General features: G+C 62.1%; 27 protein-coding genes. 8 read left to right on the forward strand and 19 right to left on the reverse strand.

Annotated elements, in window-relative coordinates:
* Window positions 1-45 precede the first annotated feature (45 nt).
* Window positions 46-285: a DUF7533 family protein gene (locus BLR34_RS09275; protein WP_092702285.1), complete on the reverse strand. Its 240-nt coding sequence runs from the start codon at window positions 283-285 to the stop codon at window positions 46-48.
* A gap of 162 nt (window positions 286-447) precedes the next feature.
* Here BLR34_RS09275 and BLR34_RS09280 point away from each other — a divergent pair, with 162 nt between their 5' ends.
* The gene (locus BLR34_RS09280) at window positions 448-1470 is read left to right on the forward strand and encodes a sodium:calcium antiporter (protein ID WP_092702287.1); all 1023 of its coding nucleotides are present in this window, start codon (window positions 448-450) and stop codon (window positions 1468-1470) included.
* Here the strand turns inward: BLR34_RS09280 and BLR34_RS09285 are convergent, their stop codons facing one another.
* Entirely contained in the window at window positions 1471-2628 is a 1158-nt protein-coding gene (locus tag BLR34_RS09285) for an outer membrane lipoprotein-sorting protein (protein WP_092702289.1), read from the reverse strand.
* A 111-nt stretch (window positions 2629-2739) separates the two neighbouring features.
* Here BLR34_RS09285 and cofH point away from each other — a divergent pair, with 111 nt between their 5' ends.
* Window positions 2740-4095 carry a 7,8-didemethyl-8-hydroxy-5-deazariboflavin synthase subunit CofH gene (cofH, locus tag BLR34_RS09290; protein ID WP_092702291.1) on the forward strand — a complete coding sequence of 452 codons (1356 nt, stop codon included), beginning with the start codon at window positions 2740-2742 and terminating at the stop codon, window positions 4093-4095.
* 45 nt (window positions 4096-4140) lie between these two features.
* Entirely contained in the window at window positions 4141-5019 is an 879-nt protein-coding gene (locus tag BLR34_RS09295) for a winged helix-turn-helix domain-containing protein (protein WP_092702293.1), read from the forward strand.
* A gap of 16 nt (window positions 5020-5035) precedes the next feature.
* Here the strand turns inward: BLR34_RS09295 and cofG are convergent, their stop codons facing one another.
* The 6 genes from cofG to BLR34_RS09325 form a co-directional block, all read right to left on the reverse strand.
* Window positions 5036-6193 carry a 7,8-didemethyl-8-hydroxy-5-deazariboflavin synthase subunit CofG gene (gene cofG / locus BLR34_RS09300; protein WP_245683206.1) on the reverse strand — a complete coding sequence of 386 codons (1158 nt, stop codon included), beginning with the start codon at window positions 6191-6193 and terminating at the stop codon, window positions 5036-5038.
* 274 nt (window positions 6194-6467) lie between these two features.
* The gene (gene cofC, locus BLR34_RS09305) at window positions 6468-7100 is read right to left on the reverse strand and encodes a 2-phospho-L-lactate guanylyltransferase (protein WP_092702297.1); all 633 of its coding nucleotides are present in this window, start codon (window positions 7098-7100) and stop codon (window positions 6468-6470) included.
* Between the two features lie 3 nt (window positions 7101-7103).
* Entirely contained in the window at window positions 7104-7832 is a 729-nt protein-coding gene (locus BLR34_RS09310) for a hypothetical protein (RefSeq protein ID WP_143414147.1), read from the reverse strand.
* Window positions 7810-8982, reverse strand: coding sequence for a tubulin/FtsZ family protein (locus tag BLR34_RS09315; protein WP_092702301.1), 1173 nt, complete (start codon window positions 8980-8982; stop codon window positions 7810-7812). Before BLR34_RS09315 ends, BLR34_RS09310 begins: the two co-directional genes overlap by 23 nt.
* A gap of 149 nt (window positions 8983-9131) precedes the next feature.
* Window positions 9132-10439 carry a glycosyltransferase family 87 protein gene (locus BLR34_RS09320; RefSeq protein ID WP_092702303.1) on the reverse strand — a complete coding sequence of 436 codons (1308 nt, stop codon included), beginning with the start codon at window positions 10437-10439 and terminating at the stop codon, window positions 9132-9134.
* A 46-nt stretch (window positions 10440-10485) separates the two neighbouring features.
* Window positions 10486-11364, reverse strand: coding sequence for a complex I NDUFA9 subunit family protein (locus BLR34_RS09325; RefSeq protein ID WP_092702305.1), 879 nt, complete (start codon window positions 11362-11364; stop codon window positions 10486-10488).
* A 112-nt stretch (window positions 11365-11476) separates the two neighbouring features.
* Between BLR34_RS09325 and BLR34_RS09330 the strand changes: the two genes are divergently transcribed.
* Window positions 11477-12838 (forward strand): NAD-dependent succinate-semialdehyde dehydrogenase, encoded by a 1362-nt coding sequence (locus BLR34_RS09330; protein WP_092702552.1) that lies wholly within the window; start codon window positions 11477-11479, stop codon window positions 12836-12838.
* 10 nt (window positions 12839-12848) lie between these two features.
* On the opposite strand, the gene BLR34_RS09335 is transcribed toward BLR34_RS09330, so the two are convergent.
* Both BLR34_RS09335 and BLR34_RS09340 read right to left on the reverse strand, forming a co-directional pair.
* Window positions 12849-14042 carry an MFS transporter gene (locus BLR34_RS09335; protein WP_092702307.1) on the reverse strand — a complete coding sequence of 398 codons (1194 nt, stop codon included), beginning with the start codon at window positions 14040-14042 and terminating at the stop codon, window positions 12849-12851.
* A gap of 39 nt (window positions 14043-14081) precedes the next feature.
* On the reverse strand, window positions 14082-15182 hold the full coding sequence (locus BLR34_RS09340; protein ID WP_176765283.1) for an AI-2E family transporter: 1101 nt from the start codon (window positions 15180-15182) through the stop codon (window positions 14082-14084).
* Window positions 15183-15431: 249 nt separating this feature from the next.
* Here BLR34_RS09340 and sod point away from each other — a divergent pair, with 249 nt between their 5' ends.
* On the forward strand, window positions 15432-16043 hold the full coding sequence (sod, locus tag BLR34_RS09345; protein WP_092702311.1) for a superoxide dismutase: 612 nt from the start codon (window positions 15432-15434) through the stop codon (window positions 16041-16043).
* A 4-nt stretch (window positions 16044-16047) separates the two neighbouring features.
* On the opposite strand, the gene BLR34_RS09350 is transcribed toward sod, so the two are convergent.
* Window positions 16048-17109, reverse strand: a complete 1062-nt coding sequence (locus BLR34_RS09350; RefSeq protein WP_092702313.1) for a sensor histidine kinase — start codon at window positions 17107-17109, stop codon at window positions 16048-16050.
* Between the two features lie 120 nt (window positions 17110-17229).
* Between BLR34_RS09350 and BLR34_RS09355 the strand changes: the two genes are divergently transcribed.
* Window positions 17230-17499, forward strand: coding sequence for a DUF5827 family protein (locus BLR34_RS09355; RefSeq protein ID WP_092702315.1), 270 nt, complete (start codon window positions 17230-17232; stop codon window positions 17497-17499).
* 1 nt (window position 17500) lies between these two features.
* On the opposite strand, the gene BLR34_RS09360 is transcribed toward BLR34_RS09355, so the two are convergent.
* Genes BLR34_RS09360 through BLR34_RS09380 form a run of 5 tightly spaced genes read right to left on the reverse strand, consistent with a single transcriptional unit; the run spans window position 17501 to window position 21916 of the window.
* Window positions 17501-18079 carry an MBL fold metallo-hydrolase gene (locus BLR34_RS09360; RefSeq protein WP_092702317.1) on the reverse strand — a complete coding sequence of 193 codons (579 nt, stop codon included), beginning with the start codon at window positions 18077-18079 and terminating at the stop codon, window positions 17501-17503.
* Between the two features lie 37 nt (window positions 18080-18116).
* A complete protein-coding gene (locus BLR34_RS09365) occupies window positions 18117-18656 on the reverse strand; it encodes a hypothetical protein (RefSeq protein WP_092702319.1) in 540 nt (179 codons plus the stop codon).
* A complete protein-coding gene (locus BLR34_RS09370) occupies window positions 18653-19804 on the reverse strand; it encodes a DUF7350 domain-containing protein (protein ID WP_092702321.1) in 1152 nt (383 codons plus the stop codon). The genes BLR34_RS09365 and BLR34_RS09370 overlap by 4 nt, the downstream gene beginning before the upstream one ends.
* 3 nt (window positions 19805-19807) lie before the next feature.
* Complete coding sequence (locus BLR34_RS09375; RefSeq protein ID WP_092702323.1) at window positions 19808-21052, reverse strand: DUF7405 family protein; 1245 nt, start codon at window positions 21050-21052, stop codon at window positions 19808-19810.
* Between the two features lie 57 nt (window positions 21053-21109).
* A complete protein-coding gene (locus tag BLR34_RS09380) occupies window positions 21110-21916 on the reverse strand; it encodes a sulfite exporter TauE/SafE family protein (RefSeq protein WP_092702325.1) in 807 nt (268 codons plus the stop codon).
* A 91-nt stretch (window positions 21917-22007) separates the two neighbouring features.
* On the opposite strand from BLR34_RS09380, the gene BLR34_RS09385 reads away from it, so the two are divergent.
* Window positions 22008-23024, forward strand: a complete 1017-nt coding sequence (locus tag BLR34_RS09385; RefSeq protein ID WP_092702327.1) for an amidohydrolase family protein — start codon at window positions 22008-22010, stop codon at window positions 23022-23024.
* 1 nt (window position 23025) lies between these two features.
* Here BLR34_RS09385 and BLR34_RS09390 read toward each other — a convergent pair whose 3' ends face one another.
* Window positions 23026-23949 carry a biotin--[acetyl-CoA-carboxylase] ligase gene (locus BLR34_RS09390; protein ID WP_092702329.1) on the reverse strand — a complete coding sequence of 308 codons (924 nt, stop codon included), beginning with the start codon at window positions 23947-23949 and terminating at the stop codon, window positions 23026-23028.
* 107 nt (window positions 23950-24056) lie between these two features.
* Between BLR34_RS09390 and BLR34_RS09395 the strand changes: the two genes are divergently transcribed.
* Entirely contained in the window at window positions 24057-24254 is a 198-nt protein-coding gene (locus tag BLR34_RS09395; RefSeq protein WP_092702330.1) for a hypothetical protein, read from the forward strand.
* 251 nt (window positions 24255-24505) lie between these two features.
* Here the strand turns inward: BLR34_RS09395 and BLR34_RS09400 are convergent, their stop codons facing one another.
* Together BLR34_RS09400 and BLR34_RS09405 are read right to left on the reverse strand one after the other, a co-directional pair.
* Window positions 24506-25249, reverse strand: a complete 744-nt coding sequence (locus BLR34_RS09400) for a bacteriorhodopsin (RefSeq protein WP_092702332.1) — start codon at window positions 25247-25249, stop codon at window positions 24506-24508.
* Window positions 25246-26748: a HAMP domain-containing methyl-accepting chemotaxis protein gene (locus tag BLR34_RS09405; protein WP_176765284.1), complete on the reverse strand. Its 1503-nt coding sequence runs from the start codon at window positions 26746-26748 to the stop codon at window positions 25246-25248. The genes BLR34_RS09400 and BLR34_RS09405 overlap by 4 nt, the downstream gene beginning before the upstream one ends.
* Between the last annotated feature and the right edge of the window lie 189 nt (window positions 26749-26937).

Here is a 26937-nt window from a genome sequence, read left to right on the forward strand (position 1 = left end):
CAGCAGACAGAGAAGTACATCGTTGAGAGTCGCGTATGGGACGGACTACTCGTCGTCGGGTGGCTGGACGATAATACCGACAAGTTTGCGTGCAGCGATGCCCGGCAAGTCGCCGGGTGTCGTAACGTACTGGTCGGCGACGAGCATGCCAACAGACAGAGCAAGCAGGCTGGCACCGACGACAAGATTACCTCCCAATAGAAGTCCTGCGCCGGCAAGCGCGGGCGGGATGACAGCCATAAGGATTGTCACGGAGCCGAGCATCTCCAGGATTCCCCACGACATTTTCCTGTACTACCTGCGAGACGGACAAAAGCCACGCGGTCCTGTCCGTGTACTCGCCACCCCGGCAGAGATGCTGGGACAAGACTCGTCAGGTGCGGTCCACTGGCAGCCAGAGCCCGGTATCGAACTGCTTACTACAGGTCCCCATCTACACCCCGACATATGTCGGAGTGGCCACTTGTCGAAGTAGCAGTTATCGGCGCCGCGACGGCTGCAATCTGGGTCGGGAGTGACTGGCTGGAGGGCGCAAGTTCCAAGCTCGCGACACATTACAACCTTCCGCCGGTCGTGCAGGGTGGCATTATCGCGGCCGTCGGGTCGAGCTTTCCGGAGCTTGCGAGCGTCGTCTTCGCGGCACTCGCCGGTTCGTTCGGCCTCGGCGCTGGCGGAATTGTCGGTTCCGCGATATTCAATATCCTCGTCATCCCGGCGCTTGCGGTCGTTTTCAGTGGGTCGAGTATCAACGCGTCCCGGACGCTCGTTCACAAAGAGACGCTGTTTTATATGGTTTCTATCTTCGTGTTGTTCCTGACCTTTGCCATGTCTCTCATCTATAACCCGACGAATGGCTCGCTGAACGGCTCACTGAGCGGGACGTTGACCCGGCCGATGGTGCTGTTTCCACTTGGCGTCTACGGCCTCTATCTATTCATGCAGTGGCAGGATACGGCCGAGTACACCGGCAATATCGAGTCTAGTTCCATCTCACCGCTGAAACAGTGGGGCTTGCTGGCGGCAGGACTGTTGATTATTCTCGTTGCGGTCGAGCGATTGGTCCACTCGGTAATCGTCATCGGTGATTTGGTCGGGACCCCCGATTTCCTGTGGGGGGCTGTCGTCGTCGCTGCCGCGACTAGTCTGCCCGACGCGCTCGTGAGCATCCAGGCCGCCGGCCGCGAACACGACGTGGCGAGCATCGCGAACGTCCTCGGGTCGAACACGTTCGACCTGCTCGTCGTTATCCCGATAGGGGTTCTGCTGACCGGGTCTGCAGTTATCCAGTTCTCCGTGACTGCGCCGATGATGGGATGTCTCATCGCTGCGACCGGGCTGTTGTTCGTGACACTCCGAACGCATCTCGCCCTGACGCTGTACGAGGCCTATCTCCTGTTGGTCGCTTACGCCGCGTTCGTCCTCTGGGTGATGGCCGAAGCGCTGTCGGTTACGAACGTCATCCCGTCGTAATCAGGTCGTTCCCATCGACTCCGCAATCTGTATCAGCGTCTCGCGGTCTGTCTGGAGGCTTGCAAACACCCGATACTGGGCGCCATCTGCCACCCACGTGAGTTGGTGGCTGCCCTCTGATACCGTCTCGTAGACACCGGTGACACCGCCAATCTGAACTCGTTCGCCCTCGGTGCTCAGCTCTGTTGTGTTGGTGTCTTTGCTCACCGAAAGTGGCGTCGTCTGCCCAACGTTGTACTGCAGTCCGACGCGGACCTCGTCGGATTCCTCTCTCGTGATGAGATATGCGCTGTCGAACGTCGCATCGAGCGTCTCGAAGGACGGCTCCTCGATATCGACCGGAGACTCCTTCGAGAGGGCCGCAATCGAGTCGAACTCCTGGTACTGTGGCGTCGCAACCTCTTTGACCGTCGCTCCCTCCGGTACCTCGAATTCGAAGCGGTCGTCGTCGATACCCGGCTCGAAGGTGACATCAGTATACCGTAGCTCGAATGGGTCTTTGCCTTCGACTTTCTGTCGGAGAATGTACATATACTCCGTATCTATCCATAGCTCCATGCGCCTCGTGCCAGCCGTCGTGTCGTTCCCCGTCGATTTGTCCGTCTGCGTCCCGCCGCCGAGGATACCGCCTGCACTCGGGAAAAGCGGCGGAAGGATGCCGTTTCCATTCCCGTCGTTTTGCTCGGCCTGTCCGCCGATTACGACGTGATAGACAGCACGGCCCTGGTACTCTGTCTCTGTAATCTCTGTCACGTTTCGCTCCCGAAGTAACTCCTCGGTGGCATTAATCGAGTCCCGGAGGTGTATGCGGTTGGTCGGGTCCTCTCGGACGCGGACGGTCTCTTCGCCGGCAGTGTAGCTCCAGATCTGTTCGCCGTCGTCGACTTGGACGAACTCGCCCGCGTCGGTTGTTCCCTCGAGCCGACTCAGCCCATCGTTGCGATACCAGACATCGTAGCTGTACTGGACCTGCTCGTCCTCGAATGTCGCATTGAACTCGATTGTGGCACTCAGCCCTGCTGGCGGCTCTGCGTTCTCGGCTTCGTCTATCAGGTCGCTCTCGGTGACGTCGTCGGAGAGTATCGTGGTACAGCCACCGAGGAAACAGAGGACGACCAGACAGAGGAAGGCGAGGTGCGTGCGTCGGGAACCAAACATACCCCAATCTTGATAGCACAGAGTAAAAATACAACGGCTGCCGAATTCGGGATGGTGGCAGGTCTAACCGGACCCGTCAGTGTTTAGGTCGCCCGTCTTCGACAGTTGACAATGGCAGACGCCTCCGGCGGGGCACCGAACGTCCCTCGCGAGCGCTACGACTGGGAGATACGTCCTGAGACCGACCAGTCGTTCGAGAACGCACTCGCGAAGGCGCGCTCGGGGGACCGACTCACCGTCGACGACGGCATTGAACTCCTGACGACCGGTACCGGCGACCCGGGCATCGACCGACAGCGAAAGGAGTTAGTACTGGAGGCTGCTGACCGCCGCCGCGCCGAGATCGTCGGCGACGAGGTGACCTTCGTCGCGAATCTCAACAACAACGTGACGACCGCGTGTAACACGGGGTGTCTGTTCTGTAACTTCAAAGACCGTTCTGACAAGTTCCTCGCCCAAAACGACGACGACCACACCGGATTCACGAAGACGCCAGCCGAATCCCGGGCTATCGTCACCGAGGCAATCGAGACCGGCATCTACGAGGTGACATCCGTCAGTGGGCTCCATCCTGCGTTTGCTCTCGACGAGGAACACCGGGAGCGACTGGAGGCAAGCGAGCAGGGTGACCTGAACTACAAATCACCCACACGATACGAGAAAAATCCTGGGACCTACTGTGCCCAGATGCGGGCGATGAGCGTCGACGATGTCCACCTCCACTCGATGACGCCCGAAGAGGCCTACCACGCCCGGCGAGGGACCGACTGGAGCTACGAAACGGTGTACGGTCGGCTGGCTGAGGCCGGCCTCGACAGCGTGCCCGGGACAGCGGCTGAGATTCTAGTCGACGAAGTTCGTGACGTCATCTGTCCCGGCAAAATTCGAAGCGACGAGTGGGTCGAGGCAATGGAGGCAGCGGCCGCTGTGGGCCTCCCGACGACCGCGACAATCATGTACGGCCACGTCGAAAACGAGGCCCATCGGATTCACCACCTCGATACCATCAGAGAGTTACAGGGACGGACTGGTGCAATCACCGAGTTCGTCCCGCTCTCGTTCGTCCACCACGAGACGCCGTTGCACAATCGTGGCATGGTCGGCGGCGGTGCGAGCCGTGACGAAGACGAGCTGATGATTGCCGTCTCACGGCTCTATCTCGACAACATCGAGCATATCCAGTCGTCGTGGGTCAAATACGGCGACGAGCAGGGGCTGAAGATGCTCTCGTGTGGGGCCGACGATTTCATGGGGACGATTCTCTCCGAGGAAATCACCAAACGCGCCGGCGGCACGTTTGGCGAGGCCCGCTCGTTTGCGACGTACGTCGAGATGATTTCTGCCATCGGGCGGACGCCGGTCGAGCGCTCGACGGACTACGAGCAGCGCCGACGCATCGACCCCGATGACCCGCCCTTTGGTCCGCATTTGGGGCCCTGTGCCGACGGCTCGCCGCTGGTCGAGTAGCGGCCGTCAGTTCTATACGCCCGACTGCGGTAGGCAAAAGCGCTGATGATTTCGAGCGAGGAGACCGAGGAGGCGTTTACCGCACTCGCCGACTCGACCAGGCTGGCAATTCTCCGGACGCTCTGGGAGCAGGAAGACGGCGTGGCGACATTTACCGAGCTGCGGGAGGCACAGGACATGCGTGACTCCGGCCAGTTCAACTATCACCTCGACCAGCTTACCGGCCGGTTCGTGGCAAAGACCGAGGCGGGCTATAAGCTCACGATTGCCGGTCAGCTCGTCTACGGGTCCGTGCTCTCGGGTGCCTACCGCAAAGAAGAGCCACTCGGTCCAGTCGAGCTATCGAACCCCTGTCCTGCCTGTGGCGGCGCTCGGACGCTGACCTACGCCGACGAGACGGTCGTCGTCGAGTGTGACTCCTGTGATATCGCGCCCAGCACGGGTGTTCCGCCGGGCGTTTTTGCCGGCTACGAGGCCGCCGAGATTCCCGCGGTCGCGAACAGCTATTTCCGCACTATCGTCCAACAGGTCAACAACGGCTTTTGCTGGTACTGTGAAGGACAAACGGCCCCGACTGTCGTCGCAATGTGCGACCTCGTCGACGAGGAGTTCGAATATCCCGGCGACGGCACCGAGCTTCCTGTCGCACAGTATCGCTGTCGACGGTGTGACCATACGCATACGATAAACCTCGGCAACTGCCTGCTCGACCATCCCACTGTCGTCTCCTTTTATTACGACCACGGCATCAACGTCCACGAAACGTCGCTGTGGGAGTTTGCCACCTGGAACACCGACCGGACGCTGCTCCTCGATACAGACCCACTTCGTGCCCGGGTGAGTTACCACGCTGACGGCGAACGACTTGATGTCATCGTCGACGAGGGGTTGAGCGTCGTCGAGACACACCGGACAGACGGGTGAGTACCCGCTGTGTGGCCTACGGTCGGGGCGTGTGAATCGGCTCACCGGAGAGAACCGTGCGATAGCGACGACCCGCCGGTGTCTCCGCTGTGAGTGCCTCCGTAATGCGAGTCGACAGCCAGTCTTCGCCGCCGGGACGACTTGCCGGCTCGGCGTCGAGTGACTCGGTTCTCAGGTCGGCAGGGAGATATCGCTCGTACACTGGGAGCCGCTCCCGAAGCGGGACGCCGGCCGTGTCGGCGATAGCTTCGAGTTCGTCGAGGGCCGGCCACGCGTAGTCGGGGTTGATGTGGTCGTCCGTGACCGGGGAGACACCGCCGAGGTCGTCGATACCACAGTCGACGACCGCTTCTGCCGGTGCGAGGTTCGGCGGGACCTGCAGCGACACCGACGGAGGGAGGGCGCGCCGTGCCATCGCGACAGTCCGTCGGAGTGTCTCGGTTGTCGGAGAGCCAGCCTGCCAGCGGTCGTTCTCGGCGACCGGCTGGACGATGACCTCCTGGATGTGGTCGTACTCTCGATGAAGGGCGGCAATTGCGAGGAGGCTTATTGCCCTGTCACGCCAGGTCTCGCCGATACCGACCAGTATTCCGGTCGTAAACGGGACTCCGAGCTCGCCGGCAGTCTGGAGTGTCGCAAGCCGCTGTGCCGGAGATTTGGTCCGCGGGCCGCTGTGGGCCTGAACGTCTGCGGTCGTCTCTAGCATGACGCCCATGCTCGCGTTCAGGTCTGCGACGGCCGCCATCTGCTCACGGCTCTGGTCGCCGGGATTCGCGTGTGGGAGGAGTCCCTCTGAGAGAGCGATTTCACACGCCTCGCGCAGATAGGTGTGTATCGAGTCGTGTCCCAGCGATTCGAGTTGGTCGTATACCTCAGTGTACCGGTCGTCGGGGTCGTCGCCGAACGTGAACAGTGCCTCCGTACACCCGGCCTCTGCCCCTCTGGCGACGACCTCGCGTACCTCTTCAGGGGAAAGGAGAGTCGCCTCGCCAGGCGGGTCGAAGTACGTGCAGTAGGTACACGTGTATCGACACGCCGTCGTCAGTGGGATGAAGACGTTCCGCGCAAAGGAGAGGTGGTCCGCTGGCTCGACGTCCGCAGGCTTGACGGCCAGCAGTCGCTCGATTGACTCGCCCTCGATGACGAGCTGTCCGCCGTTTGCGACCTGAAGGATGGCCCCTGTGGCGGTGCTGTCCCGGCTAGTCACTACTACGAGTGAAGATACGAGCGGGCAAAAGCGTTCAGATATGTCTCCAGACAGGTAAAAACGAGGAAGCCAGCCATGGGTCAGGGCCAGCTTCCGTGCCAAGAGCGGTGGAGCTGGCACAGTGGCGGGTGCGCGGCGCGAGTCACGTACCCAGTCGCACGGGTCGGCCCGTGCATGCCAGAGTACAACGTACCGGCATAAAAATCCTTGTCGACCTGTCTCTCTGTAGACACTGGCCGACTCAGGTGCCGTCACTCTCGGTGCCAGTCCGCGCAATTGTCGCCCGCCCTTCTCGTGTTTCGAGCCGGAATCCGGCATCGTCGAGCCACGTTGTGGCGGTGCGGTCGTTGTGTAACAACACTTCGACCAGGTCTGTCGGGTCGTCGATATCGACACCCAGTCGGTAGGAGTCTACGACCTGTAGGTTCGCTCCGACCGCCGTCGCGGCTTCCCGATGGTCACGGACTGACGTACCGTGATAATCTACCTCGAACTCTGCGTGCCTGACGACGAGGGCGTTCGTCCCACCGCCGAGTCCCGGCGCGATGACGACATCGCCGGCGGTCCCAAACAGCGCATCGAGTGTGTCGGCCGTCGCCAGCGCCAGGTCGGACATCACGACACCGACAGGGAGCGCTCGCTCGTCGAGTGCGTCGTTGACAGCCGTCGTGAGCGGTCGCTCGTCGACGGTTACCGAGGCCCGACAGTCGACTTGGGCCGTCGAGAGAACCGTCGGCTCGTGGCCCGTCTCCTCGATTGCGTCTAGCACGTCAGCGAGCATGGCGCGAGCGAACGTCTGTCGCTCGCCGTCGTCGAGAACGTCTGCAAGGCGTGATTTCGGCTGTCGTGCGTCGAACGGAACGAGAACGTGCATCCACTACCGGAGCTTGCTTCTGTCCTCTTGGCGCTGCTGGTAGGCGTAGTAGCCACCGCCGGCTATCAGAAGCACCGCCAGGGCCGCGCCACCGAACAGGAGGTACTGCTGAAGCTGCTGTTCACCTTCTGCGTCGTCTTGTGCTTGCTGGGCCAGGTCGACAGCATTGTCGAAGTTCTCGGAGTTGTAGGCGCTAATCGCGTTGTCGAGTGAACTCTGGGAGTCGACGGCGTCACTCGCGTCATCGATGGCGTTCCTGGCTTCCCGGCTTGCTTCAGTGTACCGGTGTGCCCGCCACTCGTTGAGCGATGGGCCGCCTGCCTGCTCGACTTGGAGGACCTGATACTCTTCTTCCTCCATATTCTCGTAGCTGTACGTCGAGATTTCGGGAACAGTTCCCTCGACTTCGATTGTGACCGTGTTGATGCCGTCTTCGCTACTGACCTGGAGTTCGCTCGAATCGGAGCGGGCGACCTCCTCGCCGGAGACATCATTGGCGATAATCTGCCAGCTTGCATCCTCGAGGTCGGTGTTACCGGCGACAGTCCACTCGTTGGGCTGGTCTTCGAACACGTCGGTCATCTCGACCTGGAAACTGACCGTTTCGCCAACCTGCGTCGCCTCGGGGTCGTCCGCCGAGAACGACACCGCCGCCGCTGTCCCGACCGCGCCGAGCGCGACGACGAGCAATACCACTGCTGCAACCGCCTTAGAAGAGCGGATCCAACTCATCTTCGTCATCTTCGACGAGGGCCTCTAAATTTTCTTCGCTCTCTTGTTGAATCTCGTCGATGTTCTCCTGGGCCTCGATGGCCACCTGCTGGAGTTCTTTGATGCGGGGAACGTTGTGGACCCCTGACAGCAAGACGGCGGCAGCCACGCTCGGTTCGTCGAGCGGGTAGTCACCGCCACGGACCTCCATGCTCCCGGTCTGTTCTTCGAGCCACTTCCGCCCGCGCTCGATTCCCTTTCTGTTGAGGTGGTTCGGCGGGCCAGAAACGACCAGCAGCGCGCTCTCGGAGCCTTCGATTTCACACGGCAGTGTGAGACGGCCGAGCGCGGCTTTGCGAACCAGCGAGGTGATTCGATTCGTCGTGTTTGCCGTCTCCATGTCGTCGTCGTCACCGCCTTTGAACCGTGAGAGGAGTCCCCCCGAGTCGTACTCTTCGACAGCTTCGGCGTCGTAGCCGACAGTCGAGACGCCGCCGCCTTCGAGCGTGTTGATAATCTCGGAGGAGTCGACGACGCTCTCGGCGACGTTGTCGTCGGCCGATATCTCGCCCGCGCCAAAGAGCACGCCGAACCGACGGACGATTTCGTCGTTTATCTCTTCGTACCCGCCTTCTACTGACTCACCGGTCTTTCGCCAGGCGTCGTTGTCGAAGACCAGCAGATTGTCGACTTCTCGGACGAACGTCTGGAACGACCGGGCCGCGTTGAGCGTGTAGATGCCGCCCTCGTCGCCGCCAGGGAGGATGCCCAGCCCGTACACCGGCTCAGTGTAGATGCGCTTGAGGTGTTTCGCCAGGACCGGCGACCCGCCCGACCCGGTACCACCACCCAGACCCGCGACGATGAGGAAGGCGTCGATTTCGTGGACCGGAATGGAGTCGATGGCACCCTGAATCTCGTCGATATCTTCCTCCGCAATCTCCGCGCCGAGTTCGTTGTCCGCGCCAACACCGTGACCTTTGACCCGCGCCTGCCCGATGAGCACCCTGTTTTCCTCGGGGATGTTTTCGAGGCCTAGAAGGTCCGCCTTCGCCGTGTTGACGGCGATTGCGGACTGGACGATGCCGCTTCCAGTGCGGGCATCGTACTCCAGGAACTTATCGACAATTTTCCCGCCCGCCTGTCCGAAACCGATCATCGCCAATTTCATAGTTCTCTTTAAAAGATTCTGTACCAACGCGCCAATAAGTGTTTTGCCCATCTCTCCCCGGCTATCGTGTCACGGAGCTAAGAATCGGCAGACGTAGTCTTCTCTCGCGATTCGAGCCGAAAGCCGCGAAAACCGTGTGCGACACGTTTCTACTCGTCTGATTGGCCTGTCTGGTCGTCCGCTGTGGCGGTATCGCCCTGTTCGTCGCTCGCGCTCTGGTCTAATCCGTACAGCCGCCCTGCCGCCAGCCCGACCAACAGGAGAGTTCCGTACACACCGGGCTGAAGCAACACCGCCTGTGACCGGTCGAACAGATGGATAGCCGCCCGAGTTCCGTAGGTCTGGAAATGGACCAACAACACCCCGAGGACGGGGACCCAGGGCAGACCGTCGTTGCGGTCGAGTTCCTCCGAGAGCAACAGTACTGCGGGCAAGAGCAACACCACGAGGTCGTGGGTGTACGCACGCGGGGCAAACAGCGGTATCACGGCGACACCGAGCGCAAACGTGAGCGTCGACCCGTGGGGGTTGTGGCGTCTTCGGAGTGTCAGACCGATAACGGCGAGAACGCCGGCCACGATGGCGACGGGTATCCACGCGTCGGGAAGGGAGAGGCCGACCCGCTCTATGGTCTGGTCGAGCAGGAACAGCGGCCGATAGTAGGCCGTCTGCCACTCTGCCGGTGGAAGCTGGTCGGTTCCCCAGCCTTTTCCCCACGTCAAGACGTCAAGATACAGGTCGTGGGTGTCGAGGCCGAAGACGACCAGCGAGGAGACGAGCAGGCCGATGCCCGTCACGACGCCGCCAGCGAACCGCCGGCCGTTCCGTAACAGATGGGCGCCAGCGGTGGCATAGAACAGCTTGACACCGCCCGCGAGGGCCGTAAACAGGCCGCTCAGGTACGCGCTCGCGGCGTGCCCGCGCTGTCCGCGTTCGTGAGTATAAAAGGCAAAACACAGGAGGGCTGCGAGCAGGGTCGAGACCTGGCCCCACTTGAAGTCCCAGAGCGCCGGATGGAAGCCAAACAGTCCGAAAAAGAGCACGATTCGTTCCGGAACGGTCAGGCTGTAGCCGAGTTCCGCGACGACAGCCTCGATACCGACATACAGCAAAAACAGCGAGAAGACGCCGAACAACACTGGTCCGGTCTCGAAGCCAAGCTTGGCAAACGGGTAAAACAGTGGCAGGACATACGGCGGGTAGAGATAGCTTCCGTGGAAGCCGCCGTCCTCGTTCCGGGTGTAGATTGGAGCATCGCCGCTCACCCAGTTGTCGACTGCTCCGGCGTACGCCCCGAAGTCGTTGAACCCGTAGTCGGTGACGTGAACGAGCTCGTACCGCGCGAGAAGCGCATCGACGACCGGCCAGACGACGACGATAGCGACGGTCACGATACAGAGGGCGACAAACAGCGGCTGCTCTCGTCTGCGCTCCCAGAGCTCTCGTGACAGTGACATTACGCCGCAGAACGACCGACTGTGGTATATGTTTAGTGGTCGACAGTCAGCCGTCGACGCCGAGGTACTCCCCGACCGTGACCAGGTCAGATGTCGCGTATCCGAAGGCGTCGACGTCGTTGTCGGCGGTCGTGTTGTCGAACTGCAACGAGCGGTACTGGTCGCGACCCATCGGGAAGCCTGGGATTGCGCCGGCAATACTCAGACCCACTTCGGCAAGTCCCATCGGAACTGGAAGGACGGTGACTGACTCGCGGACCAGTTTGGCGAGTTCGGCAAGCGTCAACTGCTCTGGGCCGCCGATTTCGTAGGTCTCGTTCAGGTGCTGGTCGTCTTCGATGGTCTCAGCCAGGATTGACGCCATGTCCTCGACGTAGATTGGCTGAAAGCGCGTGCTCCCGCCACCCGGCAGAGGAGCGACAACCGGCGGCGTGAGCTTCTTCGTGAAACTCAGGAACTGTCCCCCATCGCCAAACACGACCGAGGGTCGGAAGATAGTCCAGTCGAGCGCCGACTCGGTGACCACGTTCTCGGCGCGGCCTTTGGACCGGATGTAGTGTGTGTCTCCCGCTGGGTCTGCACCGAGCGCACTCAACTGGACGAAGTGGTCGATGCCGGCCTCGGTGCTTGCACGCACACAGTTCTCAGTACCACCGAGGTGGACCCGCTCGTGCATCTCGTTGCCGCCCTTTGGCTCGAACAGCGGCGACAGGGCGACCAGATTGTACACCACGTCCCGTCCCTCGAACGCATCCACAATCGAGTCATACGCTGTCACGTCGCCTCGGACGGTGTCGACCCCGTCCGGCAGAACGCTCTCGTCGGGACTGCGTGCGAGGACTGTGACCTCCTGGCCACGCTCGAGGAGTCGTTCACAGAGGTACTGACCGATGAAGCCGGTGCCGCCGGCTACGAGTACATTCATACGTGTTTCTCGGGCTGGAGCGGGCATAAATCCATACGGTCGGTGCGGCGGGATGCTGCCTGCCGTCAGGTGCACAATTACTAAGCCGGACGGTACACGAGTGTACGAGACGATGGAAGCAGTCAACCCAGCGACCGGCGAAACCGTGGCGACCTACGAGGAACACGGTGACAAAGAGGTCGAACAGTGCCTCGCGATGGCACAGGAGACCTTCGAGGAATGGCGCGAGCGGCCCATCCGCGAACGCGAGGAACTGCTGGCAAACGCAGCCGACGTGCTTCGGGAGAACAAGGAGAGATACGGCGAGATAATGACGAAAGAGATGGGCAAACCCATCTCCGAAGCTGTCGCGGAGGTCGAGAAATGCGCCTGGGCGTGTGACCATTACGCGGAGAACGCAGGAGCGTACCTCGACAGCGAGCAACACCCATCGCCACCAGGCACCGCAGTCAGCACCGTTCACGACCCGCTCGGGCCGATTCTCGCCGTGATGCCCTGGAATTTCCCGTTCTGGCAGGTCATCCGATTCGCGGCCCCGTACCTGACTGCCGGTAACGTTGGACTGCTCAAACACGCCTCGAACGTACCGGGCTGTGCTGTCGCGTTGCAGGAGGTCTTCGAGAAGGCCGGCTACCCCGACGGCGTCTTCCAGACGCTGCTGGTGGGGTCAGAAACCGTCGACGACGTACTCGCCGACGACCGCGTCAAGGCCGCAACACTGACTGGGAGCGGTCCTGCAGGGCGAGCCGTCGCCGAAACCGCCGGCCGTCACCTGAAAAAGACCGTTCTCGAACTCGGCGGGAGCGACCCGTTCATCGTCCTCGACGACGCCGATATCGACGCCGCCGTCGAGACGGGCGTGCTGGCGCGCACGCAGAACGGCGGCCAGTCCTGTATCGCCGCCAAGCGATTCATCGTCCACGAGGCGGTCTACGACGAGTACGTCGACCGACTCGTCTCGGCGTTCGAGTCGCTGACCGTCGGCGACCCGATGGACGAGAAAACAGATGTCGGTGCACAGGCAGACCCCGACCTGATGGCCGAGCTACACGACCAGGTTCAGGCGAGCGTCGGCGCCGGCGCGACCTGTCTCACCGGCGGCGAGCCGCTCGACCGAGACGGTGCCTTCTACCCCCCGACAGTGCTGGCTGACGTTCCCGAGGGCTGTCCCGCCGACAGCGAGGAGACGTTCGGCCCGGTCGCAGCGGTCTACGAGGTCCCAAACGAGACCGAAGCAATCGAGAAGGCAAACGACACGCAGTACGGGCTCGGTGCGAGCCTCTGGACGGACGACCGCGACCGTGGCCGTCGACTCGCCCGACAGGTCGAGGCAGGCTGTGTCTACATCAACGAGATGACGAAATCGGACCCACGGGTCCCGTTCGGTGGTATCAACGACGCCGGCTACGGGAGAGAGCTCTCCGAGGCTGGAATCAAGGAGTTCGTCAACCGCAAGACAGTCTGGACGCAGTAACACACCGCCGCTACTCACTCACTAACAGCCCCACGGCCACCAGCGTCGCCGTCCCGAGCGTTGCAAACAACATGAGGAACGCGACCGCAAATCCTGTCCTGTCGGCGACGAATCCGACCGCCGCTGGCGCGACCGCTCCTGCACCCATTAGCGCAGACCGGACTGCGCCGATTCCCCCACCCGCCAACGAGTCGGGAAGTAGTGCTTCGAGATACAGTCCACGGACCGGCCGGAAGCCGTGACTACCGAGACCGAATCCGACGACACCGAAGGCCCCGAGTATCGGGACGCCCGCGACCGCTGTGTCGACGGCAACCGCAGTGACCAGCAGCCCCAGTGAGACCGTCGCCAGAGTCAGCGTGACTGCAACCACCGACAGACGACCGACTCTATCGGCCAGTTCGCCCGTCGCGACCTGAACCACGCTGACGACAAAGAGTACGCTATAGAGCAGGCTCGCGGCTGTCGGGCCGACATCGACGGCCGCGTCGAGATACAGCGGGAGAAAGGCAACGACGCCGTTGTAGGCAAACGAGAAGCCGAGCGTGACGGCGACGAAGGCGACGAACCGCCTGTCGGCAAAGGGCTTCGTGTACGCTCGAACCCCCGGCGTCGTGTGCCCGGTCGAGTCCGTGGCCTGTGGCACTCGGAGAGCCATGGCGGTACCGAGTGCGAGCCCGCTGAGTGCAGCCGAGCCGAAGATACTCCGCCAGCCGACCCCGACCGCGAGCACACCAGCGACCGCGACAGGCGCAACGACGCCGCCGAAGGTCCCGAACGAGTCGAAGATACCGAGCGTCCGGCCCGTTCGCGCAGGGTAGGTTCGTGCCAGTAGCGTGATTGCGACGGTCTTGTGTGCGCCGGTTCCGGCACCCATCACAACCATCGCCGCGACGAGCAGGGCGAAGGGCCCGCCGAGAGTGACAACCCCTGCACCCAGTGCAGTCGTCACGGCACCGCCAGCAATGACGCGAACTGCGTCGAACCGGTCTGCCAGCAGGCCGGACGGCAACTGCATGACTGCGTAGACGAGCAGGAAGCCGGTAAAGGCCGCACCGACCTCTGTGTTAGAGACACTGAAGGTCAGTTTCAGCTGGTCGAACAGCGGCGGAAATGCGTATCTGACACCCTTCGCGAGAAACCAGATGCCCGCGACGAGCGCCAGCACGTCGTAGCTGCCCAGCACGGACCGGCCTCGGAACATAACCACCGGAGGTAACGTGAGGTTCGGGTTTGAAGCTTGTCACTGGAACCGCGATAGCTCTGTCTGTGTGGCGGCCTCGCTGTCCCCCGAGAGGACATACGGGAGAAGGATAGTGACAGCGTTGATTGCCAGAATCAGGAGTATCGGCATGAGAAAGAGTCCGTAGAATCCGAACAGGACCGGGCCCACGACGTAGGCAATCATCAGGAGACCGCTGTGTGTTGCCTCGCCGCTGAACTGCGCTCGAATGAACAGGTCCGGGATGAAATCGAGGACGATAGCGCTGTAGACAAAAAGCACGCCGACCGGCCAGACGAGTGTCGGCTCCCCGGCGAGCCAGGCGTTTACCGCCAAACCACCCACCAACGGGACGTAGACGAGTTTGATGCCGATGACCGGAATCAGCGTGCCGACGCCGATGAGCGTTCCCGCCAGTGCTGGAAACGGGACAGTTACCACATCGGGGACGAGGAGGTTGTACCCGAGAAACGAGACGATAGCGATAATTCCGGTAACGAAGATGTTTGCGATGTTTCCAAACAGCGTGCTGGACAGCTCCGTGTCGACCTCTGTGAGATACGTCCTGAGGACTCTGTCACGGTCGTATGTCTCGAGGAACCACTCCCTGATTCGGCCACCGTCAACGAGCATATAATAGACTGCGATGACGATAAGAATCAACTGGAGAAAGAGCCCGCTGACGGTGCTCGTCACCTCGAACAGCAGGTTTGCGACGACATCTAAGGACGGAAGTGCCGTCACATCCGCGAGACTCTCTTCAAGTGAACTCAGGTCGAACGAGCCGATACGCAGGTCGGCCTCGACGTCGTTCTGTACGCCCTCAAGGATGTCGGTATCGGCGATATAGTTCTGTGCTTCCAGGACGACAATCGCGGCAGTATACCCGATGAGGACAAGAAACGGGACACCGAAGGCGACGAGTGAGAGAAGCGCCCTGGCCGGTTTCGGAAGGCCGAATCGGTCGAACGTCCGGTAGATTGGGCGGACGGCATAGTAGAGGAACACGGCGAACACAAGTGTCGGGAGAAACGCCACGCCAACGTACGCAAGCACACCGAAGAGGATGAGAACAGCAAGTCCGATACTGCCGCGCCAGGCGAGTTCGCGGGTCAGTTCCATCGTTGTCGGCATACTCTTGTCGGATATTTCACTGTACCGGTCTCGTTCAGACCGGACTCACGACGCAATCAGAACCACAACAGGGGGTGCGAGGACTGTGGGAGGCGTGTTTCGAGCAGCCTGGCGCTGTCCCCGAAATGCCCGAAATTTCGTATAAGAGACCCTACGTAAATGAATTTCAGCGAGTTTTGTTCCGGCTTCTCAACCTTTTAGTGGATACCAGTCAATTGTACAATCTGGAGGAACATCATGTCAGAACATTCCAACCCGGAACTGCCCGAACTGCCCTACGAGTACGACGCGCTGGAGCCACACATCTCCGAACAGGTCGTCACCTGGCATCACGACACCCATCATCAGGGGTACGTGAACGGCCTCGACTCTGCCGAGGAGACCCTGGCCGAGAACCGTGAGGACGGTGACTTCGGCTCCAGCGGCTCCGCGATGCGCGACGTAACCCACAACGGCTGTGGCCACTACCTCCACACGCTGTTCTGGGAGAACATGCACCCCGACGGGGGCGGCGAGCCCGAGGGCGAACTCCGTGACCGTATCGAAGAAGACTTCGGCTCCTACGAGGGCTGGAAAGGCGAGTTCGAGGCCGCTGCCGGTGCCGCAGGCGGCTGGGCGCTGCTCGTCTACGACCCCGTCGCGAAACAGCTTCGCAACGTCGTGGTCGACAAACACGACCAAGGTGCGCTCTGGGGCGCACACCCAGTTCTGGCTCTCGACGTGTGGGAACACTCCTACTACTACGATTACGGGCCGGACCGCGGCGAGTTCATCGACAACTTCTTCGAGGTTGTCAACTGGGACAAGGCCGCCGAAGAGTACGAGACCTGCCTCGCTCACTTCGAGTAACGCGTCACTCGTTGTTCGCGTTCACCGCGCAGGCGTCAGGGGCGACGGTGACATTCGAGAACTCGAACCGTGCCCCGCCGCTTTGACTCTCCGTGACCGAGAGGTCCCAGTTGTGTGCGTCGGTGATGTTGTCGACGATGGCGAGACCGAGGCCGGTGCCGCTGTCGCTTCCGGTCTCTCCCGGTTCGCGGAAGCGTCCGCGTTTCGCGTCGGGAATACCTGGGCCGTCGTCTTCGATGAAGAAGCCGTCTGACAGTTCACCGACGGTGACACGCACGTCGGGGCCGCCGTGGTCGATGGCGTTGCGAAAGAGATTCTCGAACACGTGTAACAGCGCGTCCGGGTTCGCCTCGATTGCGGCAGTCGTCTCGACATGGAGTGTCGCTGTGTCGGTGTCGACGTGTTCCCAGCACTGCTCGGCAAGTTCGTCGAGTTCGACCGCCGAGACCTCGCCCACCGCGTCTCCCTGGCTGGCGACGACGAGGACGCCGGTGATGATATCTTGCATCCGGTGAAGCGCCTGCTGTGTGCTTTCGAGATGCGGGTCAAGTCCGGGGTCGTCGTTTAGCTCGCTGACTGCGTTCGTCCGCCCGATAGCGACATCGAGCGGGTTCCGGAGGTCGTGCGAGACGAGACTCGCGAACTTGTCCAACTTCTCGGCCTCGTGTTCCATGGCGGCCTCGCTCGCCTCGTGAAACAGCACCAGCGACCCGTCTACGTCGGCGGGCGCGGTGACTGAGACGGTGTACCGTGTTCCTGTAGCGGATTCGGCGGTGCCGCCGCCGTCGGTCACCTGCTGGTAGAGGTCGGGATGGTCAGAAAGAGCAGCGTCGAGCGATGCCCCCGTGGGGTCGGAGCCGGTCAGTTGCTGGAAGGCATCGTTCGAGTACCCGATGATTTCCTCGGAGTCGTAGTACGCTATCGGTTCCGTGGTGACAGTTAGGAGTCGCTTTAGGTCGTCGTCCTCGCGGGAAGACACGGTTAATTTCAGCCACGCCAGGAGACCGCCCAGCGTGGCACAGACCCCAAAGAGCACACCAAGCAACCCCCAGACTGCACCATCCATTGGAGTCACCTTAGAGATTCCACCTGTTATGTTCGGAGCCAACTTAGTAAGGTATTCGGACTGAGACGGACGCTGTCCCGGGACCGATGTGTTTACACAGCGGTCGAGAGTACGGTCGGTATGCCGATTCACAGAGAGGAGGTCGACGACCTCCGTCCGCTCGAATTTCGAGAGCCAGCAGAAGTGCTAGAGACAGACAAGCTGTACACCATCTACGAGATTGCCCGGCTGTTGCAAGGGCTCGACGTGAACGCAGAACTCGACGTCGAGACCGAAAACGTCCTGCTGGACTGGGCGATTCCCTGGATGATGACTCACACAGAAGAGTTCGTCTTCGCCGAGCCACGCGATGACTCCGAGCCGGGTTACTACGGTCTCGCGACCGAGTGACTCACCCCATCTTCGCCGCCTGGAGCGCGAGTTCGACGTCCGTATAGGGGTTTGTAGTGACGCTTGGCCCGTGGCCAGTGTGTAGTTCAGCGAGAGTCTCGTCGATTCGTCCGAGGACGCGCTCGACGCTCTCGATAAGGGCAGTCCGGTCACCTTCTTCGAGGTCGGTTCGTCCGAACCCGCCGTTAGCAAAGACCAGGTCACCCGCGAACAGGACCCCGGCATCAGCGCTGTAGAGACAGAGGTGGTCGTCCTTGTGACCGGGCGTATGCAGTGCCTCGTAATCGTGGTCGCCGAGCTGGACGTTCCCACCGTCGCCGAGTTCGTGGTCCACGCCGGGCTGGTCGGTGTCGTACCCCCAGACGTCGACCCCGAACGCGTCGACGACCGCACCGAGGTTGCCGACGTGGTCTGGATGAGTATGTGTCAGGACGACAGCGTCGATATCGTCGGTGTATTCGGTAACCCGCTCGACGACATCGAACTCGTTGCCGACATCGACGAGGACAGTTCGCTCGCCGGTGACGAGGAAGGTGTTGCTCGTGAATCCAGCGGCTGTCGCGGCAAGGTTCTGAATCATAGGTGGGGTTACGCGGGCCGTGGTTTGGATATGTCGGTTACTCCTCCGGGGGATTGCCGACGACAGTTGTCAGCGGCGGTGTCGTCCAGACGCGTTCCTCGTCGTTCGAGAGATGAAAGAGCAGTTTACCCCTCCCGGTGCTGGTCCCGTGGAAGTTCAGCGTCGAACCGAGCACTTCGACTTCGAGCATGTCCGCTGGCGTGTCTTCGGTCCGCGTGATTTCGAGGTGGAACTGTTCGTCCTCGCCGAGCGGTATCACCTCGTCGTCGGCGTTGTAAACGCGCGCCTCAACCGGCCGGTAGCCGTCGAGTGGCACTTCGAAGGCCACAAAGTGCCAGTGACTGAAGTCCTCGTGGTAGTGGACCTCGGCGACCCGATTGTCGGTGTCGGGCTCGTACAGCCGAATCGGGAAATACGAGCGCAGCGTCTCGCCGCCGAGCTGTCTCGCTTCCTCTACTTCTTCGGGCGTCGCTGTCGGCTCCTCGCCGGAACCACCGCCGGTACAGCCCGCCAGCCCGGCAACACTGGCCCCGCCAAGCCCCGCGAGAAATGCCCGTCTGCTGGTGCCGTCGCTCATTGTGGCACCTCTATCTCCATGGGCGGCATGTCGAGAAACGCAGTCTCGTATCCCTGATGTCTGGCGACCTGTGGCGGCCCATCGACCGCGAGTTCGAGGCTATCTCCCGGCGAGAGAGAGCCAGTCAGACCGTAGTGATGGCCGACATCGCTGTCCAGCGTCTGGACTAACTCTCCCTCGAGTGCTCCTGAGACAGAAAGCGCCATGTCCGCCAGTGGGATGCGGTTGTACGGTGTCCGGGGTGAGACGAGTAGGTAGCCACCGTCGCTCAGGTGTGTGTCGGTCAGATAGCGGACGACAAACGTCGCATCGCCACTCGTCGGTTCCCCGAGAGAACGGCCGGGATAGCCATCGGGCGGTCGAACCGCGTTCCCGCCACTCGTCTCGTCTCCGCCGGAACCGTGACCCATCATCGGCTCTAATGCGTCGCGTTCGCCCCACCGGCTTTCGTCGAGGAACTCTACACCATCGACGATTTCACGCTGGAAGTCACGGTCGAAATCGAAGCCGAACGAGACAGTTCGTCTGGTATCGAATCGGTCGGCGAACTCTCCAGTTCGTCGAACCGTCATCGGGGAGAGGTCGACCTCGACGGTGTAGCTGCCCGGTTCGCGAATCGGGATGTTGTCGCCGAAGTGAAACCCCATCGTCTGTGAAATCATCGGCCACGGCGAGAGTGTCTCCCTGACCTGGCCGTCTCGGAGAATCCGCACCTGGGCCCCGACATCGGCCGGGAGTACGGCGCCGGTCTCGCTGTCCCGGACCGAGAACATCAGATGGAGGCCCTGCACGTTCGGGCGGACGAGTTCGGGGTCTGTGCCAGTCACCAGCCAGAACCGATGTGGGTAGCTGAGCATCGGCGCGACAGTGTACGGCCCCGACTCGACGGTATCGAGATGGGTCATCGACGTGCGGTGGGTCGGCAGGTAGACCGCGTCGGGCGGGTCACTCACCCGCGGCGTCTGTGGGACGTTCTCAGAATCGGTCACCTCCGGCGGTTCGGGCGTGCTCTCGGTGGGCTCGTCGTTCGACTCCTCGCCGCCGAGGCAACCGGCCAGGCCAGCGGTCACTGTCCCGGCAGTCGCCACGAGGAGGCGTCTCCGCGAGGTGCTGTGCGTTCGGTCGACTGGAGTATCGTCTCGTGTCATAATTCAGGCCGTCGGAAGTGCCCGCTTCTCCCGGGGTGGGACGAGGAAGTTCCCTCGGCGGCGGACGAAGATATACTGCAGGATACCGTTGTTCAGGCGCTGGCCGACCCCTTCGCCCGCGATGTCTTCGCCGGCCATCGCCCGTCGAGCGCGAACGAAGTCCCCGATTTGGCGCTGGTGAGCCAGAAAGTGCACACCCGGCTGGTCGCCGTCGACGGTGTTGAAATCCCGCCGGAGCAGGGGCGGTGTCCCGTCGTCGTCGCGGGCCCGCGCCGTCTTCTGTGCGTGGCCGACCGTCCCGAACTCTCGGGCGTCTTCGGCCGTATCGTCGGCTATCTCGCCAGCCACACCGGTCGACGCGCCGAGGCGCTCACCGACCGAGCCGACCCGCTCCTCTTTGGCGTGGTCTGGACTGAACAGCTTGGCGACCCGCTGGAAGTGGTTGTCCTGTTCGAACCAGGTGCGAAGCTGGAGCGTCAGCGACTCGACGTGGGTCGTCGTTCCGCCGGCGTACGGTCCCTCAGATATCGTGACGCGGGACTCGGGGGCCTGACTCTCGGCGAATCCCGACCGAAAGCCCATGAAAAACGGCGCCTCGTCAGGCACTGATTCGGGGACGCCGGGCATATCGGTGTGGTCTGCCGGCAGTCCCGCGCCGACGAATCCGGTCCGGCGTGGCTCCCCGCGCTCGAAGACGCCTTCGAAAGTGGCCTCCATCTCGGTGTCGTTCGGGGTGACCTCGCCGAACAGCGCCTCCTCGGCTTCGAGGACGACGTTGGCGTTGTCACTCGCAAGGTGGACGAGCGAATCGAAGTCGTCGAACTCCGGGGACTCGATTGTGGTCAGGGCCTCAGGTTCAGGTAGCGGCGGGTCTGTGCCGACTGTCTCGAAATACGACGGGGAGTATCCCATCGTGAACAACAGGCCGTCGTTGTCGTATGCGTATGCCGACTCCAGGGACCGCAGTGCGGACTCGACCTGTGCTCTGCTGTCGTCGTCGACGTCGGCGGTCAGTTCCAGGGCGAGGAGTACGTGATGTTCTGGATTTTGCGGATTTCCGTCGTCGTCTGTCGCGAGCGCATCGTTCCAGGCGTGCTGGCGCTGCGGCCGCGCGTCGGGGTCACCTGTCGGGACGGGAGAGTCGCCCGAGCTGTCGAGACAGGCCGACAGTGCGGCCGTCCCACCGGCGGCCACCAGCGCCCGAAGGTAGTCCCGGCGTGAGAGCTCTGACGAGTCTGGCAGGTCCATGAAAGTAACATACGAACTCCATCGGTTTTCAGGTTGTGGTGTGACAGTCGAACGCGCCTAGTGGCCGCCCATCTCCAGGGGATTCCAGAACGGGAACATCGGATGCGGGATGTGATAACCGAGACTCATCAGCCCGTGGGCAAATAGCACGTAGCCGAGTGCGACGAAGGCGACGCCGAGCACCCGGTGAAGCCGCCGGCGGTGAGCGGCGTCGACGCTGTCGATGAGTGTCCCGTAGACGAACACCGCGGGGATAGTGCCGACGCCGAGGGCACCAAGGGCGACGCCACCGGCGAGCGGTGACCCACTCGCGAAGGCATAGAGATACGCCGGATACAGAATCGGACACGGCAACAGACCGTGTAACGCACCGAGCCCCATGATTCCCGGGCCGCCAGCCAGGCGTTCGACCCAGCCCGTCAGCCAGGCGCTGACGCGTTCTGTCCCCGGCAACGTGAGTCCGAAGGTCGTGCGCCCGGCCACGTAGTAGAGCCCCATGACGACGACACCGATACCGATACCGACGCCGACGACGCCCCGGACGAGGCTGGCAATCGTCGTCACTTCGTCGACACTCACGTAAAGCAAGCCACCGAGTGCGCCCATCACCGCGCCCAACAGTGCATAGCTCACCGCCCGGCCGACGTTGAACAGGGCGTGCTGGCGAACCTCGTACAGCGTCAGATGTGCGCCGCGTCGACTGCTGCCGACGGTCTGTGTACCGCCGTCGGCGCGCGTCGAATCCATGTTACTGGCGTAGATGGTAACAAGCGGCCCACACATGCCGATACAGTGGGCACCGCCGAGCGCCCCGATGGTGAGAAACAGGACCACGTCCACCGACAGCACCGATGAGAACACCATGCCAACGCTTGCGTGTGGCCGTACTAAGCCTCGTTGGTGCAATTGTCGGACGGTCGGTGGGACTAATACCGCCGGGCCACGAGTTCCGACTATGTTGTTTGAGGGGACTATCCTCCGCGGGGAGACCTTCGAGCCCGTGGAAGGGCGCGTCGTCGTCGAGGACGGGACAATCACCGACATCGAGGAGGCGACCGCCCGGAGTTCGGACATCATTCTACCCGCGTTCGTCAACGCACACACCCACATCGGCGACTCTATCGCCAAGGAGGCCGGCGAGGGGCTGACGCTTCCGGAGTTAGTCGCACCGCCGGACGGTCTCAAACACCGGCTACTCAGACAGGCTTCGGCCGAGGAGAAGACAGCGGCGATGGCCGACACGCTCGAATACATGCAACAGGCTGGGACGGCCGCATTCGTCGAGTTCCGGGAGGGTGGCGTCGCCGGCGTCGAACTGCTCACCGACTTGCTCGAAGACCATCCCGTGACCGGTGTCGTTCTCGGTCGGGAGTCGACAGCGGCAATGGAGGCGAGTGACGGATTCGGAGCCAGCGGCGCGGGCGACGGCGAGTTCGCCAGCGAGCGCAGTGCTACCAGAGAGGCCGATAAACTGTTCGGCATCCACGCCGGCGAGGTCGACAGTAGCGATATCAACCCGGCGCTCGACCTCGGCCCTGACTTTCTGGTCCACATGGTGCACGCGGAGGACCTTCACCTCGAACGCATCGCAGACAGCGAGATGCCGGTCGTGGTCTGTCCGCGCTCGAACGCGGCCACGGGCGTTGGCCTGCCGCCGGTCCGTGACCTCCTCGACAGAACGACGGTCGCGCTCGGGACCGACAACGTCTTTCTCAACAGCCCCTCGATGTTCCGTGAGATGGCTTTCGTCGAGAAAATCGCAGATGTCTCCAGCCGCGAAGTGCTCTCGATGGCGACGAGAAACGGTGCCGAGATCGCGGGACTGGACTGTGGCTGTATCGAGGCGGGCCGACCCGCGGCACTGCTGGTGGTAGACGGCGACTCGCCAAATCTATCGGGTGCGACCGACCCCGTGCGCGCAGTAGTCCGTCGCGCCAGCGTCCAAGACGTAACAGAAGTCGTCTACCCCTGATTTACTCGGGACGGAGGTGTTCGCAGTCGCCGACAGTCACCCGCCGTCTGCCGTTCTCAGTGTCGACGAGCAACGCACCGGGGGACTCGATATCGACGGCTTCGCCGACGACCGGACCGTCCGGCGTGTCGACGCTTACGCGACGGCCGAGCGTGCCCGAGCGCGCTCGCCACTCGGGGAGAATCTTGTCGCGGTCGTCGAGCAAGTCCGCCATCGATTCGAGCAGCGTCTGAACGACCGCCCGGCGCTCGACCTCACCACACAGCGCCTGCAGACTCGTCGCCCGGTCCTCTGGAAGCGCGTCGGCGTCGACGTTTGCGTTGATGCCGATGCCGACGACGAGCCACGAGATGCTGTCGGCCTCTCCTTCCATCTCTGTCAGAATGCCCGAGACTTTCTTGCCGTCGACGAGCACGTCGTTTGGCCACTTGATTGTCGGCTCGACGCCGGCAGACCCGACCGCCTCCGCAGTCGCGACGGCTGCGGCCATCGTGACCAGCGGGGCGTGTGTCGTCGGCAGCGTCGGACGGAGCAACAGAGAAAGCCAGATGCCGCCGCTGGGGGAGGCCCACTCGCGTTCGAGTCGTCCACGGCCACCAGTCTGTTCGTCCGCGACGACGACCACATTCTCCGCACCCTCCGTCGCAAGCTCTCGGGCGCGCTGGTTCGTACTCCCGACTGAGTTGTGGTACTCGATTTCGTACGGCGCCTCCAGCCCAAACTCAATTGCTGGCGCGCCGTAGGCGGGGATGGCTTCGAGTTCGTATCCCGCGGAGCCGCCCGTGACTTCGAACCCTGCGTCCCTGAGCGCCTCGATGTGTTTCCAGACCGCTGCGCGCGTGATATCCAACTCGTCGGCGAGTGCGGGTCCGGTCCGTGGGCCCTCTGACAGCGCGTCGAGAATCTGCCCTCGGGTGGCTTGCATACTACGCAGGTTGCAATTCCGCCCACATGTGGGTTTGGGTCGGGGCCAACGGACGGCAAACTTTGGGCAAGATTTATATAGTAGTTCAAACATAGATTTAGGTAACTATGGCGACGAACACAGACACCCTCAGAGACCTCTACCTGGACGTCGCCGGCGAAGAGACGATTACCGAACAACAGCGCGACCAGTTCTCTCACGACCCAATCGAGGACGACGAAGTGGCTACCGTCTCCGCTGCCGTCGAGGACGGACTCGACGGCGCGGTAGACGGTGCCGAAGTTGAGTTCGAGTCTGTACAGTGACTCCCGCCGGTTCTGTCGAGAGGCTCTCTCGGCGGTCACTGTCGGGTTACCGGAGAGGGATTGTCCCCTCGCTCCGAAGAAAGTTTCACACAGATACCGACTGAGAGAACCGAGACCGAGCGGCGCTCGCCCGGCAGTCTGATAGTGATTATTGCGGTAGTTTTCGTGACCACGTGACAGGAATCGTCGTGTCACATCCCGTGACCTCCGTCTGCTGTTACCACGGCGATAACGACTCGCAATAATCACTATCAGTCGTCGGCTACTGTCATTTCGTCGGTGTCGATGGTGCGGTCGGTCTCAGCGTCATCGGCGCTAACCGGGTCGACCGCGAAGCAGGCGCGTTCGCTGTAGACGAAATAGACGTACGGCGTCTTCGCAACCAGGTCGATGTACGCGATTATCATCGCAGTCCCGACCGCAGAGATGTATTCGAAACCAGCCGGGCTGGCAATCCACAACACCGGATAGGCGAGCCACAGCAGGCCGACGTGGTTTTGCAAGATTTTGAACAGGCGGTACCGCTCCCGGTTCTCGCGTGCAAACCGGGGGAAGACGAGGTAGAGGACCCCGAGTAAGACGACGTGAAAGCCGCCGGAAACCGCGAAGCCGACCCACGTCGCGATTCCCGTCGCCAGTGTCGCGCCGAGTCCGACGGCAATCATCAGCGCGTCTGCGCCGGCGACGGCAGCAATCCATTTCCGCGGCGCACCGGCGACGTATCCCACGTAGCCGACCAGAAGCGGCGTCGTCACGAGCCAGTCGAGGTACCGGAATAGGTAGACCTCAGTGTCGCCGACTTCGACGATGCCGATATTGAGCGTCATCAAGACGTACGATAGCCCAGCGAAGCTAGGGATGACCAAGAGCCAGGCGAACTTTCCACGGTCGGAATCGACCCGAGAGCTACGCATCATCGCGAGTACGACGCCGACCCCAGCGAGCAGTCCCAGCGCGCTCAGCGAGTACGAAACGGTGACCGCGAGGTCTGTCATCGCTGACCACCCTTCTCAGCCGTCAGCATTGGATTCGCGGACTGAGTGTCGTTTAGCCGGAATCGAGACAGTTCGCCGACGAGTTCCCCAGCGTTGCGCTCGAACTCGTCGAGTGTGTTCGCGATTGCTTCGAACCGTTCGCGCTGGCTCTCGATGGAGTCGGCAACAGTCCCGGCGGTCGACTCCGCTTCCCGGCTGATTTCTGACACCTCGTTGACCGCCGCTGCGGTCGTCTGGACCGTCTCGGCCTGGTCGGCGGTGGCGCTACTGATTTCGGCGATTCCGTCGTCGATTTCCTCTGTCGCGTCGGCAATCGTATCGATTTCCTGCAGCGCGGACTCGACCGTATCGGTTCCCCGGTCGACGCGTTCCCGGGTGGAACGTACGGAGTCGGCGGCGTCAGCGGTCTCCTGGCGTACTTCTCTGACCATCCGCGAGATTTCTTCTGCCCGCTCGCGTGTCTCTTCAGCGAGGCTTTTGACCTCGTCGGCGACGACGGCGAACCCGTCGCCTGCGTCGTTACTCGCGCCCTTCCCGGCTCTGGCGGCTTCGATCGACGCGTTCAGCGCGAGCATGTTCGTCTGGTCTGCGATATCGTTGATGACCTCGACGATTTCGGTAATCTCCTCCGTACTGTCGGTCAGGGACTCGATTTGCTCGACTGCCTCGGCCGTCTCTCGCTCTATCGCTTCCATCTCACCGATAGCATCGTTCGCGGCGTCGCGGGCCTGTCGACTGGCAGCGGTCGCGCTGTCACTGGTCGCAGAGAGGTCGTCAGCGGTCGCGGCAATCTGCTCTGCGGCCGCAGACATGTTGTCGATGTCCTGTCCGATGGCTTCGAGTTGTTCGCGCTGCGCTTTCGAGTCGCCCGCTATCTCGCCTGCGGTCTCGACAGCCCGGTCGACGACCGACTCCGCGTCGTTTGTCAGTTGCACGAGTTCGTCGGTATCGCGCTGTATGTCCCCGGCGAAGCTGTTGACTGCCCGGAGCGCCTCTTCGAGGTCGTCCACCGTCCGGTTGAATTCGTGGCCGATTGTCTCCATCGCGTCGCGCTCCGTATCGACGTCGATACGTATCGAGAGGTCCCCGTCGGCGACCTGTTGCATCGTCGTCGCGTACCGCTGTGCCGTCTCCTGGTACGCCTCGGCGAGTTCGGTCGCCTCCTGCTCTGCTTTTTCTGCCTCCAGCCGAGCCTGTTCTGCGCGCTCACGCTCCTGTTGAGCCTCGGTTCTGGCCTGCTCGACGGATTCGAGCTGCTGTGACAGCGAGTTTCGCATCACATCGATTGCGTCGTACAGTTGTCCGAACTCGTCATTCCGCCCGGACCGGAGTTCGGTGTCGAGTTTCCCATCTGCGATGTCAGTCGCACGTTGTTCGAGTTCGACAATCGATGCGATTGTGTTCGTCCCTGTAATCGAGCCAAGGGCCAGCAGTCCGGCCCACGTCATCAAAATCGCCGCCCCGACACTCTCTGTCACGAGGCCGACGGCTGTCACCATACTCCCGGTGACCACGTACCCGAGAATGAGTTTTACCGCATATGAGTTCCGTACTGCATTGAGCATACAACATGCTAGCGGTCGAAAAGTCATAGTCACCCCCGGTAACAGAGTAGGTATTATTATACTACAATGACACCAACGCACGGAGAACAGGTCGTAGCAATCGGAGGTCCACCGCCGGACAGC

The organism is Halovenus aranensis, assembly GCF_900100385.1.
Classification (GTDB): domain Archaea; phylum Halobacteriota; class Halobacteria; order Halobacteriales; family Haloarculaceae; genus Halovenus; species Halovenus aranensis.